The sequence below is a fragment of the Streptomyces sp. SYSU D01066-1 genome (genome assembly GCF_054956795.1).
Window position 1 is genome coordinate 13937 of record NZ_JBUDHV010000003.1, and the last position, 19804, is coordinate 33740.

Consider the following 19804-nt stretch of genomic DNA (forward strand, 5'->3'; position numbering starts at 1 on the left):
GCCCTCCGGGGCCTCGCTCCGAGGTCTCAGGACACGTGCCGGCGGGCGCGCAGGGCCAGGCTCAGCGTCAGTACCGTCTGCGGGTCGTCGAGGGCGGTGCCGAGCAACTCCTCGATGCGGGCCAGCCGGTTGTAGAGCGTCTGCCGGTTGAGGTGCAGGTCGCGGGCGGTCTCCGCCTTGCGGCCCGCGTGCGCCAGATACGCCTCCAGGGTCGGCAGCAGCGGCGGCCGGGAGCGGGCGTCGTGGTCGCGCAGCGGGCCGATCGCGCGGTCCACGAAGGCCGCCAGGTCCGGATGGTCGCGCAACCGCCACAGCAGCAGGTCGGTGTCGAGGCGGCGGGCGTCGTACCACGGGCGGTCCGGCAGCCCCTGCGCCGCGGCCGCCGTCTCCGCCGCGTGCCGCAGCCCGGCCGGCACCTGGGCCCAGCCGCCGGGCACCCCGACGACCACGACCGGCGGCCGTGCGTCCGGCCGCAGCGGGGCGCCCCGCTCCGCGCCCGCCCGCAGCGCCGCCGCGACCCGGTCGGCGAGGGCGGGCCGGTCGGCCTCCCCGCGCGGCGCGAGCAGCAGCGGGACCCGGCCCTCCACCGGCCGCACCCCCAGCAGGACGGGCACCCCGAGCGACGCCAGCTCCTCGGCGAGCGCGCGGGCCAGCACCGCCCAGCCGCCGTCGACGGGGGACAGGGCGTCGCCCAGCCGCATCACCACGGGCAGCAGCGGCCCGTCACCGGGCCGGAAGCCCAGTACGCGGGCCTGCGCCGGGGCGTCGGCGGCGGCGATCCGGCCCTCGGCGAGGTCGGTGAGGAAGTCACCGCGCCCGCGCGCCGCCAGCTCCTCCTCCTGACGGGCCCGCATCAGCACCAGGGCGAGCACGCCCGCCGCCCGCTCCGCCGCCGTCCGGTGCACCGGCGCCGGGGCGGACCGGACGGGCAGCAGGACCAGCCGGGCCCGCACCGAGCCGGTGCCGGGTACGTCGACCAGGACCGAGCCCGCCGGAGGCGGGGCGTCCTTGCGCGGGCCGCGCAGCCCTTCCCAGACCTGGAGCGGATCGGTGCCCTCGGGACCCGCCCCGGCGGCGTACAGCAGCCGGCCGTCGGGGGTCTCCAGGAACACCGGATTGCCCGCGAAGCCGGCCAGGACGGCCAGCACCTCGGGTATCCCGCCGCCGCCGAGCAGCGCCTCGGTGCAGCGGCGGTGCACCTCATCGGCCCGTCGCAGCAGCGCGTAGTGGCCGTTGACGATCTCGGTGTGGATCTCCTCGGTGACCGCCACGAACGGCACCTCGCGGTGCAGCTGGACCAGCGGCAGCCCCGCCGCGCGGGCGGTGTCGACGACGGCGGCGGGCAGCCGGGCCAGCCGCGGGCCCAGCTCCACGACCAGCGCCGCGATGCCGCGCTCGGCGAGGGTACGGACGAACGCCCGCTGGTCGGCGGAGCGCACCCCGAACCCGTAGCCGGTGGTCAGCAGCAGCTCGCCGCCCTTGAGCAGCGAGGCGATGTTGGGCACCTCGCCGGCGTGCGCCCAGCGCACGGTGCGGCCCAGCCGGTCGGCGCCGGTGACCACCTCGGGCAGCCCGGCGCGCAGCCCGGGCAGCTCCAGCGCGCGCCGCACGGTGATCCCGGTGCCCTCGCCCACGTCCATGGACCGGACGCTACCCCGGCCCGCCGCCCGCCTGCGGCCGGCCCCGGTACGCCTCCGGCGCCGCCGGCGGTGTATGCCGGCTGGAGCCGCCGGCCCCGTACGCCCCCGAGGCCGTCAGCCCCCGTACGCCCCGGGCCGTCAGCCTCCGTACGCCCCCGAGGCCGTCAGCCGCAGGGCCGTGTCGATCAGCGGGACGTGGCTGAACGCCTGCGGGAAGTTGCCCACCTGGCGCTTGAGGCGCGGGTCCCACTCCTCGGCCAGCAGACCGAGGTCGTTGCGGAGCGAGAGCAGCTTCTCGAAGAGCTTGCGGGCCTCGTCGACGCGTCCGATCATCGCCAGGTCGTCGGCCATCCAGAACGAGCAGGCCAGGAAGGCGCCCTCGTCACCGGGGAGGCCGTCGACGCCCTCGTCCTCGCCGTCGGTCGGGTAGCGCAGGATGAAGCCGTCGGGGGTGGACAGCTCGCGCTGGATCGCCTCGATGGTGCCGATGACCCGCTTGTCGTCCGGGGGCAGGAAGCCCACCTGCGGGATCAGCAGCAAGGACGCGTCCAGCTCGCGCGAGCCGTAGGACTGCGTGAACGTGTTGCGTTCCTTGTCGTAGCCCTTCTCGCACACGTCCCGGTGGATGTCGTCGCGCAGTTCCCTCCAGCGCTCCAGCGGCCCGTCGGCGTCCCCGGACTCGATGAGCTTGATGGTGCGGTCCACGGCGACCCAGGCCATCACCTTGGAGTGCACGAAGTGGCGGCGCGGGCCGCGCACCTCCCAGATGCCCTCGTCCGGCTCGTTCCAGTGGTCCTCCAGGTAGCGGATCAGTTTGAGCTGGAGGACGGAGGCGTAGTCGTTGCGGGCCAGGCCCGTCATGTGCGCCAGGTGGAGGGCCTCGGTGACCTCGCCGTAGACGTCGAGCTGGAGCTGGTGGGCCGCGCCGTTGCCGACCCGGACCGGTCCGGAGTTCTCGTACCCGGGCAGCCAGTCCAGCTCGGCCTCGCCCAGCTCGCGCTCGCCGGCGATGCCGTACATGATCTGCAGGTTCTCCGGATCGCCCGCGACCGCCCGCAGCAGCCACTCGCGCCAGGCGCGGGCCTCCTCGCGGTAGCCGGTGCGCAGCAGCGAGGACAGGGTGATCGCCGCGTCGCGCAGCCAGGTGTAGCGGTAGTCCCAGTTGCGGACACCGCCGATGTCCTCCGGCAGGGAGGTGGTGGGCGCGGCGACGATGCCGCCGGTGGGGGCGTAGGTCAGGGCCTTCAGCGTGATCAGGGAGCGGATCACGGCCTCGCGGTAGGGGCCGTGGTACGTACAGTGCTCGACCCACTCGCGCCAGAAGTCCTCGGTCGCCGTCAGCGACTGCTCCGGCTCCGGCAGTGGCGGCGGCTGCTTGTGCGAGGGCTCCCAGGAGACGGTGAACGCGATCCGGTCACCCGGCGCGACCGTGAAGTCCGCGTACGTGGTCAGGTCCTTGCCGTAGGTCTCGGCCTCCGTGTCGAACCACACCGAGTCCGGCCCCGCGACGGCCACCGTGCGGCCCTCGTGCTTGTGCACCCACGGCACCACACGGCCGTAGCTGAAGCGCATCCGCAGCTCCGAGCGCATCGGGACCCGCCCCGAGACGCCCTCCACGATCCGGACCAGCTGGGGGGCGCCGTCACGGGGCGGCATGAAATCGGTCACCCGGACCGTGCCGCGCGGGGTGTCCCACTCGGATTCGAGGATCAGCGAGTCGCCGCGGTAGCCGCGCCGGGCGGCGGCCGGGGGCTCGGCGCCGGCCGCGTGGACCGGGCCGATCCGCCAGAAGCCGTGTTCCTCCGTGCCCAGCAGACCGGCGAAGATGGCATGGGAGTCGAAGCGGGGCAGGCACAGCCAGTCGACTGTGCCGTCCCGGCAGACCAGCGCGGCGGTCTGCATGTCTCCGATGAGTGCGTAGTCTTCGATGCGCCCGGCCACGTGCAACTCCAGTCGAACGGCCACGTCACCCCACAAGGGGGTTGTCGCTTGGTGCGGTCAAGGGGTGGATGTCATGCGTCGTTGATCGGTGAAGCAAAGCAGCCGCCCGGGTCTGAAGCCAAACTCCGTGACGCCAATCTCCGTGACACCGGACGACGATTGTTGTTCAACGAACTGACGAGCTCTCGTTGTTCCGGTGCGTACGGGCGAGGGGTGGTGCCGTGTCGCAGGCCGGGCTCGGCAGTGAGGGTCCGAGCAGGATACGACGCACGAAGATGATCTGTGTGCCGCTCCGGACAACCCGGCTCTGCCGAACGGGTGAGCGATCGGTGGAAAGCGGCGCAAGGCGCTGCCCGCGCGTGTCGGGATGTGTGCGGAACGTGGCCGGAAGCCGTCGCCCTCCGGCGCTGTTACGCTGGTAGCCCGTGGACCGGTGGGAACGAAACCCCCGAACCGCAGCGACGGCACCGCACCGGACCCCTCCGGCGGACCGCCCGATCGCACCCCAGACCGCGACCACGGGAGCCCCCTCTTGGCCATGCCGCCCGCCGCTTTTCGATCGAACGCAGCCTCGACGACCAAGCACATCTTCGTCACCGGGGGTGTCGCCTCCTCTCTCGGCAAGGGGCTGACCGCCTCCAGCCTCGGCATGCTGCTCAAGGCCCGGGGTCTGCGCGTCGTGATGCAGAAGCTCGACCCCTACCTCAACGTCGACCCTGGCACGATGAACCCGTTCCAGCACGGTGAGGTCTTCGTCACCAACGACGGCGCGGAGACCGACCTGGACATCGGCCACTACGAGCGGTTCCTCGACCGCGACCTGGACGGCTCCGCCAACGTGACCACCGGCCAGGTGTACTCCACGGTGATCGCCAAGGAGCGGCGCGGCGAGTACCTCGGTGACACCGTGCAGGTCATCCCGCACATCACCAACGAGATCAAGCACCGCATCCGCCGCATGGCCACCGACGAGGTCGACGTCGTGATCACCGAGGTCGGCGGCACGGTCGGCGACATCGAGTCGCTGCCGTTCCTGGAGACCGTCCGCCAGGTCCGCCACGAGGTCGGCCGGGACAACGTCTTCGTGGTCCACATCTCGCTGCTGCCCTACATCGGCCCCTCCGGCGAGCTGAAGACCAAGCCGACCCAGCACAGCGTCGCCGCGCTGCGCAACATCGGCATCCAGCCGGACGCCATCGTGCTGCGCTGCGACCGCGAGGTGCCGACCGCGATCAAGCGCAAGATCTCGCTGATGTGCGACGTCGACGAGGCCGCCGTCGTCGCCTGTCCGGACGCCCGTTCGATCTACGACATCCCCAAGGTCGTGCACGCCGAGGGCCTGGACGCCTACGTCGTCCGCAAGCTGGACCTGCCCTTCCGCGACGTGGACTGGACGACCTGGGACGACCTGCTGGAGCGCGTCCACAAGCCCGAGCACGAGATCACCATGGCGCTGGTCGGCAAGTACATCGACCTGCCCGACGCCTACCTCTCGGTCACCGAGGCGCTGCGCGCCGGCGGCTTCGCCAACCGGGCCCGCGTCAAGATCAAGTGGGTCACCTCCGACGACTGCAAGACCCCGGCCGGCGCCCAGGCGCAGCTCGGTGACGTCGACGCCGTCTGCATCCCCGGCGGCTTCGGCGACCGCGGCGTGCTCGGCAAGGTCGGCGCGATCAAGTACGCCCGCGAGAACAAGATCCCGCTGCTCGGCCTCTGCCTGGGCCTGCAGTGCATCGTGGTCGAGGCCGCGCGCAACCTGGCCGGGATCGGGGACGCCAACTCCACCGAGTTCGACCCCGCCACCGCCCACCCGGTCATCTCCACCATGGCCGAGCAGCTCGACATCGTGGCCGGCGAGGGCGACATGGGCGGCACCATGCGGCTCGGCATGTACCCGGCGAAGCTGGCCGAGGGCTCCATCGTGCGCGAGGTGTACGACGGCAAGGAGTACGTCGAGGAGCGCCACCGCCACCGCTACGAGGTGAACAACGCCTACCGCGCGGAGCTGGAGAAGAAGGCCGGCATCGTCTTCTCGGGCACCTCCCCGGACGGCAAGCTCGTCGAGTACGTCGAGTACCCGCGCGAGGTCCACCCCTACCTGGTCGCCACCCAGGCCCACCCGGAGCTGCGCTCGCGCCCGACCCGTCCGCACCCGCTCTTCGCGGGGCTGGTCAAGGCGGCCGTCGAGCGGAAGACCGCGAAGTAGCACGACGGTTGTACGGTGGCCGGGGCACGTCCTTCGAACGGGGCGCGTCCCGGCTTTCGCGCACGTCTGGGAGGACAGGGCATGACCATCAGGGACACCCCCGAGGAGTGGGAGATCCGGAAGACGGACACCCCTTTCCGCGGCAACAAGACCTCCGTCCGCACGGACGAGGTGGTCATGCCCGACGGCACCGTCGTCACCCGTGACTACCAGGTCCACCCCGGCTCCGTCGCCGTGCTCGCCCTGGACGACGAGGGGCGGGTCGTGGTCCTGCGCCAGTACCGCCACCCGGTGCGCCACAAGCTCTGGGAGATCCCGGCCGGGCTGCTCGACGTCCCCGGCGAGAACCCGCTGCACGCCGCCCAGCGCGAGCTGTACGAGGAGGCGCACGTCAAGGCCGAGGACTGGCGGGTGCTGACCGACGTCTACACCACCGCCGGCGGGTGCGACGAAGCGGTACGGATCTTCCTCGCCCGGGAGCTGTCGGAGGCCGAGGGCGAGCGCTTCCGGGTCGAGGACGAGGAGGCGGACATGGAGCTGGCGCGGGTGCCGGTGGCGGACCTGGTCCGCGGGATCCTCGCCGGCGAGCTGCACAACAACTGCCTCGTGGTGGGCGTGCTCTCGCTGGTCGCCGCGCGGGAGGGGGACGGGCTCGACGCGCTGCGCCCCGCCCAGGCACCCTGGCCCGCACGTCCGTTCGAGACGTGAGCGGTTGCTTCAGCTGATATGACGATCCGCTGATCCGATTGAGTGATCTTGCCGCCCCGCTCCCGCCGGAACCGGCCGGAGCCTGAACTAGGCTCGGGAAACGCCCGAACCGGGAGTTCCGGCGGGCGCCGGTGCGCGGTGGGATCGGGAGTGTGGCCCGTGACGGATCAGGCGGTGGACACGGACGGCGTGCGGCTGGACGGGGTGCGCGCGGAGGGCGCGCGGCTGTCGGGCGACGCTGCCGGGGAACCACGGTTCCTGGGCCGCACCAGGGAGCTGAAGGCGCTGCGCGCGGACATCGAGCGCGCGGGACTGGACACCCTCTCCGGCCGCAAGGCTCCCCGCGCCCGGGTGCTGCTGGTCGCGGGCCGGCCCGGCTCCGGCCGTACCGCCCTCGCCGAGGAGCTCGTCGCCCAGGTCGCCGGCGACTACCCGGACGGACTGCTGCGGGCCCGGCTGAGCGAACCCGACGGCACCCGGGTGCCCGTCGACTCCCTCGCCCGGGACCTGCTCACCGCCCTGGGCCGCACCACCCGGGCCGGCGCCGCCGAGGACGACCTCTGCCACGAGCTGCGCACCGCCCTCGCCGGGCGCCGCGCCCTGCTCCTGCTCGACGACGCCGCCGACGCCGGCCAGGTCGACGCGCTGCTGCCGGACAGCCCGGGCTGCCTGGTCGTCGCCGTCGCCGAGGGCCCGCTCACCGGCGTCGCCGACGTACGCCCCTGCACCCTGGGCGGCCTGGACACCAAGTCCGCCGTGGAACTGCTCCAGCGGCGCATCGGCTCGGTACGGATCACCGTCGACCCGCGGGCCGCCGAGTCCCTGGCCGAGGAGTGCCGGGGCCGGCCCGCCGCGCTGGCCCTGGCGGGCGGCTGGCTCGCCGCCCACCCCAAGGCCGCCGTCGCCGACCTCGCCAGGCAGCTGCACGCCGCCGGCACCGACGAGAGCGACCCCGTCGCCCGCGTCTTCCGGCTCGTCCACGCCTCCCTGCCCAGCGCCGCCGCCCGGATGCTGCGGCTGCTCTCCCTCGCCCCGGCCGGCCTGGTCGACCCGCACACCGCCTCCGCCCTGGCCGGCTGCTCGGTCGGCAGCGCCCGCACCACCCTGGACGACTTCGTCGCCCTCGGTCTGCTGCGCCCGCTCGACTCGCCCCTGCCCGAGTACGAGGTCCCCGGCTGCCTGCACCCCCTCCTGGCCGCCCACGTCCGCGCCCACGACCGGCCCGCCGAACTCCAGCTGGCCCGCGCCCGCATGCTGGAGCGGACCGTCCGGCTGCTCCAGTCCTGCCGGGCGATCACCGAGACCGACAGCCCGGGGGCCCGCGAGAAGCTCCTCGGCATGCCGCGCGCGCTGCGCTTCGCCACCCCCCGGGACGCCGCCGAGTGGCTGCGGCTGCGCCGGCCCGCCCTGCTGGCCTCGGCCCGCCTCGCGGTCGCCGACGGCGAGCTGGACACCCTCGCCCGGCGGCTGATGTCCCAGCTGGTGCGGGCCATGGTGGCGCACACCGGCACCCAGGCGGCCGCCCCCGACCTGTACGGCATCCACCGGCTGGTGCTGGACGTGACCGTGCGCCGCGAGCTGCCCCGGGAGCGGGCCGCCGCCCTGCTGAACCTCGCCGACCTGGACGCCCGCACCGGCCGCACCGCCGAGGCGCTGGCGCGCTACCGGGCCGCGCTGGACGCCGGGCGCGAGGCGAACGACCCGTACGCCACCGGCCGCGCGATGGAATCCGTAGGCGGCGCGCACCTGGAGCTGGGCGACTACGACCGGGCCGCCGACTGGTTCGGCCGGGCCCTGGCCCAGCGCCTGGCCCGGGACGAGCGCGCGGACGCCGCCCGGCTCTACGGGCGCATCGGCGCCGCCCACACCTACGCCGGGCGCTACGGCGAGGCCCTGCGCAACTGGCGCGCGGCGGTGGCCGGCCACCGCAGGAGCGGTGACGTGGCCGCCCAGGCGCGGGCCCTGAGCGAGCTGGCCCGGGTCCAGGAGTACGCCGGGCGCCCCGAGGAGTCGCTCCAGACCTGCCAGGAGGCGGTCGAGTGGGCCCGCCGCGCCGAGGACACCCGGCTGCAGGCGGCGCTGCACCTCAGGCTGGCCGACACGCTGGAGCGCCTCGGCGACCCCGCGGCGGCCGGACTGCACCGGAGCCGGTCCGAGCGGCTGCTGGAGGACGACTTCCCGTCGGAACAAGGAGCTAACACCTACGAAATCCGTAGTACGCCCGCCAATGATTGATGCTTTGAAAGGCTAGACAGCAGGAACACCTTCATTAGACTGGCTCTGCCGCACGTTCTCCTGCGGTCTCTCCCGGTGTGCCCCCGCATGTCCGGGCCTGTCGTGCAGTAGCCCCCTCTGATTCAAGGACCGTGATCGACGTGAAGGTCGGCATCCCCCGCGAGGTCAAGAACAACGAGTTCCGGGTGGCCATCACCCCGGCCGGCGTCCACGAGCTGGTGCGCCACGGTCATCAGGTCGTCGTCGAGCGCGGCGCGGGCGTCGGCTCCTCGATCCCGGACGCCGAGTACGTCGCCGCGGGCGCGGAGATACTCGGCACCGCCGACGAGGTCTGGGCCGCCGCGGACCTGCTGCTGAAGGTCAAGGAGCCGGTCGCGGAGGAGTACCACCGCCTGCGCAAGGACCAGACGCTCTTCACCTACCTGCACCTGGCCGCCTCCAAGGAGTGCACGGACGCCCTCGTCGAGTCCGGCACCACCGCCATCGCCTACGAGACCGTCGAGCTGCCGGGCCGCGCCCTGCCGCTGCTCGCCCCGATGTCCGAGGTGGCGGGCCGGCTCGCCCCGCAGGTCGGCGCCTACCACCTGATGGCCGCCAACGGGGGCCGCGGGGTGCTGCCCGGCGGCGTCCCCGGTGTGCCGGCCGGCAAGGCCGTCGTCATCGGCGGCGGCGTCTCCGGCTGGAACGCGGCACAGATCGCCGTCGGCCTGGGCTTCCACGTCACCCTGCTGGACAAGGACATCAACAAGCTCAAGGAGGCGGACAAGATCTTCGGTACGAGGATCCAGACCGTCGTCTCCAACGCCTTCGAACTGGAGAAGGCCTGCCTGGACGCCGACCTCGTGATCGGCGCCGTCCTGATCCCCGGCGCCAAGGCGCCCAAGCTGGTCACCAACGAGCTGGTCTCCCGGATGAAGCCGGGGAGTGTCCTTGTCGACATCGCGATCGACCAGGGCGGCTGCTTCGAGGACTCCCGCCCGACCACCCACGCCGAGCCGACCTTCACCGTGCACGGCTCGGTCTTCTACTGCGTCGCCAACATGCCCGGCGCGGTGCCCAACACCTCCACCTACGCGCTGACCAACGCCACGCTGCCGTACATCGTCGAACTGGCCGACCGCGGCTGGGCGGAGGCGCTGCGCCGCGACCCCGCGCTGGCCAAGGGGCTCAACACCCATGACGGCAAGGTCGTTTACCGGGAGGTGGCCGAGGCGCACGGCCTGGACCACGTGGAGCTGTCCGCGCTGCTCGGCTGACAAGTCGCCCTCCGTAAAGGCGACACGTCAACTTCGGTCGTCAATGCCACACACCCGGCCGGACCTTGTCGACAAGGTCCGGCCGGGTGTGTGTATGGTCACTTTGCGATTCTCGTTCAACTCGCCTCGAACGTACCGCTTGAACCCATTCGTACACCGGTGAAACCTGCTGTGCGACGGCCGTACGCCCTTGACAGGGGGGTGTTCCATTGCCGACACATCCGGCCGGGTCCGGCGGATTGTGTTGCTGCGGACCGCCGACACGCCATAGAGTCGCCAATCGTCGGCATGGTGCCACGCTGACCTGTCTAGAAGTTCCCTGGTCACCAAGGAGGTAAGACGACTTGTGAATGAGTCGACATTTACTCCCGGGGGTGGTCAACCAGGAATGCCTGCGGGGCCCGGAGGCCCCGGGCGGTTCGAGGCTGTCGGCTCCGTCGCTGTGCGAACCTTCGCAGCCCACCAGAGCCCGCAGGAAACTCAGACAGAACACCCGAAGATGGATGGCCAACACGTGAACGCCATGGCCGGCGACGGAAGTGGCACGCCCCGCAACCACTTCGCCGACTACGACGAACTGCCCCAGGGGCACTTCTATGACCCGGACGCCGAGTACGAGCCGGATCCCGAGTACGCGGCCACGCTCGCGCCCGACGCGGCCCGACAGCGCCGCGAGCGCGTCGGCCCGACCGGACGCCCGCTGCCGTACTTCCCGATCCCGGGCCCGCTGACCGACCACGGTCCCGCGAAGATCATCGCGATGTGCAACCAGAAGGGCGGCGTCGGCAAGACGACGTCGACCATCAACCTGGGCGCCGCGCTCGCCGAGTACGGGCGCCGGGTGCTGCTCGTCGACTTCGACCCGCAGGGCGCGCTGTCGGTCGGTCTCGGCGTCAACCCGATGGAGCTGGACCTCACCGTCTACAACCTGCTCATGGAGCGGGGCATGGCGGCCGACGAGGTGCTGCTGAAGACGGCGGTCCCCAACATGGACCTGCTGCCCAGCAACATCGACCTGTCGGCGGCCGAGGTGCAGCTCGTCAGCGAGGTCGCCCGCGAGTCGACCCTCCAGCGCGCGCTGAAGCCGCTGCTGGACGACTACGACTACATCGTCATCGACTGCCAGCCCTCGCTCGGCCTGCTCACGGTCAACGCGCTGACCGCCGCGCACAAGGTGATCGTGCCGCTGGAGTGCGAGTTCTTCGCGCTGCGCGGTGTCGCGCTGCTGACCGAGACGATCGAGAAGGTCCAGGAGCGGCTCAACCCCGACCTGGAGCTGGACGGCATCCTCGCCACGATGTACGACTCGCGCACGGTGCACAGCCGTGAGGTGCTCGCGCGGGTCGTCGAGGCGTTCGACGACCACGTCTACCACACGGTCATCGGGCGCACCGTCCGCTTCCCGGAGACCACGGTCGCCGGTGAGCCGATCACCACGTACGCCTCCAACTCCGTCGGCGCCGCCGCCTACCGCCAGCTCGCCAGGGAGGTGCTCGCCCGGTGTCACGCCGAGTGAGTCTGCCGGGGGCCGACGAACTCTTCCGCACGACAGGGGGCATGGGGCTTCAGGCCTCCAGCCCCAGGCGCCAGGCGGGCGGCGAGGCCCGGGTACCGGCACCGGCCGGATCCCCGGCCGGGGAGAGCGACCCGGCCGCCGCCGAGGACGCGCCGCAGTCGGTGCCCGCGCAGGGCGGTGACGGCCAGGGCGCCGAGCACGTGGCCGCGGACGCGGAGCCGGGGCCGAACGGCGAGTCGCACAGCCGGGGCGCGGAACGGTCCGCCCGGCGGGCGGGCCCCGACGGGGCGCAGGAAGGTTCTGCCGCCGGCGGGCCCCGCAAGCGCGGCCGGGCCGCCGCGCGCCGCCCCAGCGGCCGTGAGCGGCACGACGAGAAGATCACGGTGTACGTCTCCGCCGAGGAACTGATGGACCTGGAACACGCCCGGCTGGTGCTCCGGGGCGAGCACGGACTGGCCGTCGACCGCGGCCGGATCGTCCGCGAGGCGGTCGCCGTGGTCCTCGCCGACCTGGAGACCCGCGGGGACGCCAGCATCCTCGTACGGCGGCTGCGCGGACGGTAGCGGTAGCCTGCGGAGGCCATGACCTCCAACGACGTTCCCCGCGCCGGTGCTCCCGGCGGCCGTCGGCGTGCGCTGGGGCGGGGGCCGGGCGTCTCCCCGGCGGCCACGCCGCCCGGGCCCGAGCCGACGCGGGATCCGGGCGGGGCCCGGCCGGAGCACGGTGCCGGTTCCGCTTTCGGTTCCGCTCCCGGACCGGACGCCGTACCGCCTGCCACGGGCGCCGGGGCCGCCGGGGCGGAGGCGGGGCCTTCCGGGACGCCCGCCCCGCCCTCGGGGACGGACACACCGCTCCCGGAGGCGGACACGCCGCTCTCAGGGACGGACACGCCGCTCTCAGGGACAGACGCCGAACCGGCGGGCCCCGGCCGGGCCCGGCCGGCCACGGTCCCCGAGGCCGCGCCCCGCGCCCCGCACGCCCGGCCCGGGACCGCGCCCGGCACCGGCGCCGCGGCCGATGACGGCGGCGACGCCGGCGACCGGGTCTTCAAGGTCCGGCTCGCCAACTTCGAGGGACCCTTCGACCTGCTGCTCCAGCTGATCTCCAAGCACAAGATGGACGTCACCGAGGTCGCCCTGTCCAAGGTGACCGACGAGTTCATGGCGCACATCAGGGCGCTGGGGCCGGACTGGGACCTGGACCGGACCACCGAGTTCCTCGTCGTCGCCGCCACCCTGCTCGACCTGAAGGCGGCCCGGCTGCTGCCCGCCGCGGAGGTCGAGGACGAGGCCGACCTGGCGCTCCTGGAGGCCCGCGACCTGCTCTTCGCCCGCCTCCTGCAGTACCGCGCGTACAAGCGGGTCGCCGACATCTTCGGCGGGCGGCTGGACGACGAGGGCCGCCGCCACCCCCGTACCGTCGGACTGGAGCCGCACCACGCCGAGCTGCTGCCCGACGTCGTCCTCAGCATCGGCGCCGAGGGGTTCGCCAGGCTGGCGGCCAGGGCGATGCGGCCCAAGCCGAAACCGCAGGTGTACGTCGAGCACATCCACGCGCCGCTGGTCAGCGTGCGGGAGCAGGCCGGGATCGTCGTCGCCCGGCTGAAGGAGCTGGGCGAGGCCAGTTTCCGGACGCTGACCGCGGACACCGACGACACCCTGACCGTCGTGGCCCGCTTCCTGGCCCTGCTGGAGCTGTACCGGGAGAAGGCCGTCGCCCTGGAGCAGGAGACCGCCCTCGGCGAACTGCTGGTGCGCTGGACCGGCGGGGCGGGGGCCGCCGAGGGGGCCGTGACCGACGAGTTCGACCGGCCGCCCGAGCGGCCGGAGGAGGAGAAGAGCACGTGAGTGACGAAGCCGGCGCGGCGCCGTCCGTCGCGGACCTCGACCTCAAGCCCGCTCTGGAGGCGGTCCTGATGGTCGTCGACGAGCCCGCGACCGAGGAGCACCTGGCGAAGGTACTGGACCGCCCCCGGCGCCGGATCGCGGACGCCCTGCGCGAGCTGGCCGACGAGTACACCGCGCAGGGACGCGGGTTCGAGCTGCGGCCGGTCGCGGGCGGCTGGCGCTTCTACACCCGGCCCGAGTACGCCGCCGCGGTCGAGGGCTTCGTCCTGGACGGCCGGCAGGCCCGGCTGACCCAGGCCGCGCTGGAGACCCTCGCGGTGGTCGCCTACCGCCAGCCCGTCAGCCGCAGCCGGGTCTCCGCCGTGCGCGGCGTGAACTGCGACGGCGTGATGCGCACCCTCCTCCAGCGGGGCCTGGTCGAGGAGGCGGGCACGGAACCCGGGACAGGTGCGATCCTGTACGTGACGACGGACTACTTCCTGGAGCGGATGGGCCTGCGCGGTCTGGACGAGCTGCCGGAGCTGGCGCCCTTCCTCCCCGAGGCGGGAGCGATCGAGGCCGAGACGCTGGAAGGGGTTCCGTCGTTCGACCCGGACGCACCCGATGCGCCGGGACCCGACGACGCAGACGACCAGACGGACATGTGATGCGAAGCAGCAGCGGCAGGAACAGCAGCGGAAACAACGGCGGGAGCCGTGGTGGCACGAGCGGCGGCCGCGGCGGGAGCGGCGGCGGGCGCGGTGACCACCGCGGCGCCGGCAACAACCGTGACGACAAGCAGGGCAGCGGCCGTCCGAAGAAGCCGCGCCCGGAGGAGCGGCGCTACGACGTGGGTCCCGGCGCCACCCAGGACGGTCCGAAGTCGGGCCGGGGCCCCGCGGCCCGCGGCGGCGCCAAGGGCGGTCCGAAGCGGCCCCAGCAGCGGGGACGCAGCGTCCCGGCGACGTCCCGCGAGTACGAGGCGCGGGCCGAGGAGCGCAACCGGGAGCGGTACGCGGGCAAGAAGGACGTCAAGCTGCCCAAGACCTTCCCGGGCGCCGAGCAGGAGGGCGAGCGGCTGCAGAAGGTCCTCGCCCGCGCGGGCTACGGCTCCCGGCGCTCCTGCGAGGAGCTGATCGAGCAGGCGCGCGTCGAGGTCAACGGCGAGATCGTCCTGGAGCAGGGCAGGCGCGTCGACCCGGAGAAGGACGAGGTCAAGGTCGACGGCCTGACCGTGGCGACGCAGTCGTACCAGTTCTTCTCGCTGAACAAGCCCGCCGGTGTCGTCTCCACCATGGAGGACAACGAGGGCCGTCAGTGCCTCGGCGACTACGTGACCAACCGTGAGACGCGGCTCTTCCACGTCGGCCGGCTCGACACCGAGACCGAGGGCGTCATCCTGCTCACCAACCACGGCGAGCTGGCGCACCGGCTGACCCACCCCAGGTACGGCGTGAAGAAGGTCTACCTCGCGCACATCGTGGGTCCGATCCCGCGCGACCTGGGCAAGCGGCTCAAGGACGGCATCCAGCTGGAGGACGGGTACGCCAAGGCGGACCACTTCCGCGTCGTCGAGCAGACCGGCAAGAACTACCTGGTCGAGGTCACCCTGCACGAGGGCCGCAAGCACATCGTGCGGCGGATGCTCGCCGAGGCCGGGTTCCCGGTCGACAAGCTGGTGCGGGTCGCGTTCGGGCCGATCACCCTGGGCGACCAGAAGTCGGGCTGGCTGCGGCGGCTGTCCAACACCGAGGTCGGGATGCTGATGCGGGAGGTCGACCTCTAGCCGGGCCGGCGCGGCGGCGCTCCCGCACCGCCTGGGTCACCGCGGGATGACCGGCCCCCTCCCGGTGCCCCGCCGGGGCCGCCGCGCTCACCGCGGCCTCCACGCCCCGGCCCGCCGGCTGGGCCGGGCGCACGCGGCGAGGGCGAGCGCCCCCGCCCTGTCCCGGTGCCGGCCGGCCGGGGCGGTCCCGCTCGTCCCGCCGGCCGAGGCGGAGCCCGGCGGACGCTCCGGCCGACGGTGACCGGCGCGGGCGTACCGCTCGCGCCCCTCGGCGTACTCATCGACGCGCACTCCTGTGTGGGCAGGCACAAGCCCTCCGCCGGACGGACCCGGCGGAGGGCTTGTGCCTGCCCCCACCCCCCTTTATAGTCATGACGACCATAAAGGGGGGTGGGGCCGGACCATGGACGGACACGGCGGTTCCGCAGGCGCCTACGACAAGTACGCCTACGAGCCCTTCGCCGTCACCGTCGACCTCGCCGTCCTCACGCTCCGCGCGGGCGCGCTGCACGTGCTGCTCGTCGAGCGGGGCCAGGAGCCGTACGCCGGCCGCTGGGCGCTGCCCGGCGGCTTCCTGCTGCCCGAGGAGTCGGCGGAGACGGCGGCCCGGCGCGAGCTGGCCGAGGAGACCGGTCTCGCGGACGTGACCGGACTCCACCTGGAGCAGCTGCGGACCTACAGCGAACCCGGCCGCGACCCGCGGATGCGGGTCGTCTCCGTCGCCTTCGCCTGCCTGCTGCCCGACCCTCCCGACCCGCGCGGCGGCGGCGACGCGGCCGAGGCCCGCTGGGTGCCGTACGACGCGGCCCGCCACCTCGCCTTCGACCACGACCGCATCCTGGCCGACGCCCGCGAACGGGTCGGCGCCAGGCTGGAGTACACCTGCCTGGCCACCGCCTTCTGCCCGCCCGAGTTCACCCTCGGGGAACTCCAGCGGGTCTACGAGACGGTGTGGGGCGCCGAGCTGGACCGCCCCAACTTCCGCCGCAAGGTCCTCGCCACCCCCGGTTTCGTCGAACCGGTCCCGGGCGCCGCGCGGCTGACCGGCGGCCGGGGCAAACCGGCCGCCCTGTACCGAGCGGGCCGGGCCGGCACCCTGCACCCGCCCCTGCTCCGACCGTCCCGGGAAGGACGCCCCGCATGACCACCGCCCTCACCGCGCGCGCCGCCACCGGCGCGCTCACCGGACTCGCCCTCGGGGACGCCCTCGGCTTCCCGACGGAGTTCGACGACGTGCCGTCGATCCTCGCCAAGTGCGGCCCCTGGCGGGAGATGGCGCTGCCCACGCCCGCCCACGTCACCGACGACACCCAGATGACGCTGGCGCTGGCCCGCGCCCTGCGCGCGGCGACGGACCGGGGGACGCTGGAACCCGAGGGGATGGCCGAGGCCGTCCGCGAGGAGTTCATCGCCTGGAACCGGTCGCCGGAGAACGACCGCGCCCCGGGCGCCACCTGCATACGCGCCTGCGAGCTGCTGGAGGACCGCGGGCGGCGCTGGCAGGACGCGAGCCGCATCCACTCCAAGGGCTGCGGCGCCAACATGCGCGTCGCCCCGCTCGGACTCCTCCCCGGGCTGAGCGACGAACAGCGCGCGGGCGCCGCCCAGTTGCAGGCCGCGCTCACCCACGGGCACCCCACCGCGCTCGCCGCCTCCGACCTGACCGCACACGCCGTACGGCTGCTCGCCACGGGCGCCGAGCCGACCGGACTGGTCGGGCTGCTGCGGTCGTACGCCCTGCACCAGCGCACCCGCTACCACGAGCGCTGGCTCGGGGACCTGTGGACCCGGGCCGATGACGCCGGGCCCGAGGAGTTCATCGCGCGAGGCTGGGACGAGTGCCTGGCCGCCCTCGACCGGCTGCGCGGCGCCGTGCGGACCGTCTCGCCGGAGACCGACCCGTGCCTGGCCACCGGCGCCGGCTGGATCGCCGAGGAGGCCCTCGCCACCGGGCTGCTGTGCTTCCTGCTCTTCCCCGGTGACCCGCTGACGGCCCTGCGCCGCGCCGCCTGCAGCTCCGGCGACTCCGACTCGATCGCCTGCCTCGCGGGCGCCTTCGCCGGGGCCCACCTGGGCGCCGGGGCCTGGCCCCGGGAGTGGGCCGACCGGATCGAGTACCGGTCCGACCTGGTGGCGTTCGGGGCGCTCTGGGACGTCTGAGTCACTCCACCCGCAGGGCCGGGGCGCGGCGGACGCGGACCGGGAAGTCCCCGACCCGGCGCCGGCCCGGTCCGGCGGGGAGCGGGTGCGGGCCGCGGCCTGCCCGCACTCCCCGGGGCCGCGGCGGCTCACCGCGCTCCACGGCGGGCGGGGACTTTCGGGCGTCGCCGACGTCCACGGTGAGGACGTCGGTGCGCGGCGGGCCGCGGGCACCGGCGTCCGGCTTGCGGCGCCGGAACAGGGGCGCGGGGGAGCCAGGCCCCAGAGCGCGGGCGGGCCGTCACGTCAGGCGGACGGTGTCCCCCTCCACCGTGATCCGCTCCGCGGGCAGCGGCTCGGTGGCCGGGCCCTGCCGCACCGCACCGTCGGTGATGGCGAACCTGCTGTCGTGGCAGGCGCAGTTGATGGTGCCGCCGGACACGTCCGCTACCACACAGCCCTGATGGGTGCAGACCGCCGAGAACGCCTTGAAGTCGCCCTCCTCCGGCTGGGTCACCACCACCTTGCGCTCCTTGAAGACCTTGCCGCCGCCGACCGGGATGTCACCGGTCCTCGCCAGGCCGGCCGCCGGGGAACCGCTCGCGGACGAGGAGTCCCCGCCGTCGTCCCCGCCGCCGCAGGCCGCCGCGGTGAACGCCGTCGCGCCCGACGCGACCGTCGTGAGGAGAACCGTGCGGCGCGTCGCGCTGTGGGTCATGTCGTCACTCCGAGGAAGGGGGGAGGGAAGGGGGGAGAGGGGACGAGCATGGCACCGAAGCGGGCGAAGGGGAAGCAACGCGGATGAGTACGGCATAACGCGCCCCGGCCGCGCGCGGGGCGCCGCCGTCTCAGTGGCCGGGCGCACGCTCCCGTTCCGCACGCGCTGACTACGCTGGACGGATCAGAAGCCGATACGTGGATCAGCGAGGAGCAATGCCGTGGCGGTACGAGCGGTCCGGGGCGCCGTCCAGCTGGAGCGGGACGAGGCCGGTCACATGGACGAGCGGGTGGCCGCGCTGCTCACCGCCGTGCTGGAGCGCAACGGCCTGACCGGGGACGACCTGATCAGCATATGGTTCACGGCCACCCCCGACCTGCACAGCGACTTCCCGGCCGCCGCGGCCCGCAAGCTCGGCATCACGGACGTACCCCTGATCTGCGCGCAGGAACTGGACGTCGAGGGCGCCATGCCCCGGGTCGTCCGCGTCCTCGCGCACATCGAGTCCGACCGGCCGCGCGCCGAGATCGCGCACGTCTACCTCGGCGCCGCGGCGGCCCTGCGCAAGGACATCGCCCAGTGAGATCCGCACTCGTCATCGGCACCGGCCTGATCGGCACCTCCGCCGCCCTCGCCCTGACCCGGCGGGGCGTCACCGTCCACCTCGCCGACCACGACCCCCAGCAGGCCCGCACCGCCGCGGCGCTCGGCGCCGGCACCGACGAGGCCCCGGACGGGCCGGTCGACCTCGCGATCGTGGCCGCCCCGCCCGCCCATGTGGCCGGGGTGCTCGCCGACGTCCTGCGGCGGGGCCTGGCGCGCGGCTGCGTCGACGTGGCCAGCGTCAAGGGCGGTCCGCGCCGCGACCTGGAGGCGCTCGGCCTGGACCTGACGTCCTACCTCGGCACGCACCCCATGTCCGGCCGCGAGAAGTCCGGCCCGCTGGCCGCCACCGCCGACCTCTTCGAGGGCCGCCCCTGGGTGCTCACCCCCACCCGGGACACCGACACCGAGGTGCTGAACCTCGCCCTGGAGCTGGTCTCGTTCTGCGGCGCCGTGCCGGTGGTGATGGACGCCGACGCCCACGACCGCGCCGTCGCCCTCGTCTCCCACATGCCCCACCTGGTCTCCGGCCTGGTCGCCGCCCGCCTGGAGCACGCCGACGAGGCCGCCGTACGGCTGTGCGGGCAGGGCATCCGCGACGTGACCCGGATCGCCGCCTCCGACCCGGCGATGTGGATCGACATCCTCTCCGCCAACCCCGGCCCGGTCGCCGACCTGCTCGGCGACGTCGCGGGCGACCTGGAGAAGACGGTACGGGCGCTGCGCGCGCTGCAGTCCGCCGACGAGGACAAGCGCCGCGAGGGCGCCGCCGGCGTCGAGGAGGTGCTGCGCCGGGGCAACGCGGGACAGGTCCGCGTCCCCGGCAAGCACGGCAGCGCCCCCCGGACCTACGAGACCGTCGCCGTCCACATCGACGACCAGCCGGGCCAGCTCGCCCGCATCTTCGCGGACGCGGGACAGGCCGGCGTCAACATCGAGGACGTACGGATCGAGCACGCCACCGGGCAGCAGGCCGGCCTGGTGCAGCTGATGGTGGAGCCGAAGGCGGCCACCGCGCTGGCGGCCGCCCTGCGGGAGCGGGGCTGGGCGATCCGGCAGTGACCGGCGAGGAGGCCGGTCCGAGGCGCGGTGGCGAGCCAGTAACCTGGTGCGGGGGCGCGCGCGTGGCCCCCCCCCCCCCCCGCCCCCCCCCCCCCCCCCCCCCCGCCGGGGGGCCCCCCGGGGAAACCGCCCCCCCCCCCCCCCCCCCCCCCGGCGGTTGGGCCCCCC

General features: G+C 73.8%; 16 protein-coding genes. 13 read left to right on the plus strand and 3 right to left on the minus strand.

Annotated elements, in window-relative coordinates:
* Window positions 1-26: 26 nt before the first annotated feature.
* Window positions 27-1640: a PucR family transcriptional regulator gene (locus ACY1JF_RS03740; RefSeq protein ID WP_462703507.1), complete on the minus strand. Its 1614-nt coding sequence runs from the start codon at window positions 1638-1640 to the stop codon at window positions 27-29.
* 138 nt (window positions 1641-1778) lie between these two features.
* Window positions 1779-3581 carry a glycoside hydrolase family 15 protein gene (locus ACY1JF_RS03745; protein WP_462703508.1) on the minus strand — a complete coding sequence of 601 codons (1803 nt, stop codon included), beginning with the start codon at window positions 3579-3581 and terminating at the stop codon, window positions 1779-1781.
* A 538-nt stretch (window positions 3582-4119) separates the two neighbouring features.
* On the opposite strand from ACY1JF_RS03745, the gene ACY1JF_RS03750 reads away from it, so the two are divergent.
* From ACY1JF_RS03750 to ACY1JF_RS03800, 11 genes are all read left to right on the plus strand, one after another.
* Window positions 4120-5787: a CTP synthase gene (locus tag ACY1JF_RS03750; RefSeq protein ID WP_462703797.1), complete on the plus strand. Its 1668-nt coding sequence runs from the start codon at window positions 4120-4122 to the stop codon at window positions 5785-5787.
* An 81-nt stretch (window positions 5788-5868) separates the two neighbouring features.
* Window positions 5869-6495 carry an NUDIX domain-containing protein gene (locus tag ACY1JF_RS03755; protein WP_462703509.1) on the plus strand — a complete coding sequence of 209 codons (627 nt, stop codon included), beginning with the start codon at window positions 5869-5871 and terminating at the stop codon, window positions 6493-6495.
* 159 nt (window positions 6496-6654) lie between these two features.
* Entirely contained in the window at window positions 6655-8730 is a 2076-nt protein-coding gene (locus ACY1JF_RS03760) for a tetratricopeptide repeat protein (RefSeq protein ID WP_462703510.1), read from the plus strand.
* A 131-nt stretch (window positions 8731-8861) separates the two neighbouring features.
* Window positions 8862-9986: an alanine dehydrogenase gene (ald, locus tag ACY1JF_RS03765; RefSeq protein WP_462703511.1), complete on the plus strand. Its 1125-nt coding sequence runs from the start codon at window positions 8862-8864 to the stop codon at window positions 9984-9986.
* Window positions 9987-10374: 388 nt separating this feature from the next.
* Complete coding sequence (locus ACY1JF_RS03770) at window positions 10375-11502, plus strand: ParA family protein (protein ID WP_462703512.1); 1128 nt, start codon at window positions 10375-10377, stop codon at window positions 11500-11502.
* Window positions 11499-12065: a hypothetical protein gene (locus ACY1JF_RS03775; protein ID WP_462703798.1), complete on the plus strand. Its 567-nt coding sequence runs from the start codon at window positions 11499-11501 to the stop codon at window positions 12063-12065. Before ACY1JF_RS03770 ends, ACY1JF_RS03775 begins: the two co-directional genes overlap by 4 nt.
* An 18-nt stretch (window positions 12066-12083) precedes the next feature.
* The gene (locus tag ACY1JF_RS03780) at window positions 12084-13349 is read left to right on the plus strand and encodes a segregation and condensation protein A (RefSeq protein WP_462703513.1); all 1266 of its coding nucleotides are present in this window, start codon (window positions 12084-12086) and stop codon (window positions 13347-13349) included.
* 68 nt (window positions 13350-13417) lie between these two features.
* Window positions 13418-13996 (plus strand): SMC-Scp complex subunit ScpB, encoded by a 579-nt coding sequence (gene scpB, locus ACY1JF_RS03785; RefSeq protein WP_462703799.1) that lies wholly within the window; start codon window positions 13418-13420, stop codon window positions 13994-13996.
* On the plus strand, window positions 13996-15114 hold the full coding sequence (locus ACY1JF_RS03790; protein ID WP_462703514.1) for a pseudouridine synthase: 1119 nt from the start codon (window positions 13996-13998) through the stop codon (window positions 15112-15114). Before scpB ends, ACY1JF_RS03790 begins: the two co-directional genes overlap by 1 nt.
* Before the next feature lie 403 nt (window positions 15115-15517).
* Window positions 15518-16258, plus strand: coding sequence for an NUDIX hydrolase (locus ACY1JF_RS03795; protein ID WP_462703515.1), 741 nt, complete (start codon window positions 15518-15520; stop codon window positions 16256-16258).
* Window positions 16255-17274 carry an ADP-ribosylglycohydrolase family protein gene (locus ACY1JF_RS03800; protein WP_462703516.1) on the plus strand — a complete coding sequence of 340 codons (1020 nt, stop codon included), beginning with the start codon at window positions 16255-16257 and terminating at the stop codon, window positions 17272-17274. Before ACY1JF_RS03795 ends, ACY1JF_RS03800 begins: the two co-directional genes overlap by 4 nt.
* Before the next feature lie 280 nt (window positions 17275-17554).
* On the opposite strand, the gene ACY1JF_RS03805 is transcribed toward ACY1JF_RS03800, so the two are convergent.
* On the minus strand, window positions 17555-17971 hold the full coding sequence (locus ACY1JF_RS03805; protein ID WP_462703517.1) for a Rieske (2Fe-2S) protein: 417 nt from the start codon (window positions 17969-17971) through the stop codon (window positions 17555-17557).
* Window positions 17972-18191: 220 nt separating this feature from the next.
* Here ACY1JF_RS03805 and aroH point away from each other — a divergent pair, with 220 nt between their 5' ends.
* Window positions 18192-18554, plus strand: a complete 363-nt coding sequence (gene aroH / locus ACY1JF_RS03810) for a chorismate mutase (protein WP_462703518.1) — start codon at window positions 18192-18194, stop codon at window positions 18552-18554.
* Window positions 18551-19636, plus strand: coding sequence for a prephenate dehydrogenase (locus ACY1JF_RS03815; protein ID WP_462703519.1), 1086 nt, complete (start codon window positions 18551-18553; stop codon window positions 19634-19636). The genes aroH and ACY1JF_RS03815 overlap by 4 nt, the downstream gene beginning before the upstream one ends.
* The last annotated feature ends 168 nt before the right edge of the window (window positions 19637-19804 follow it).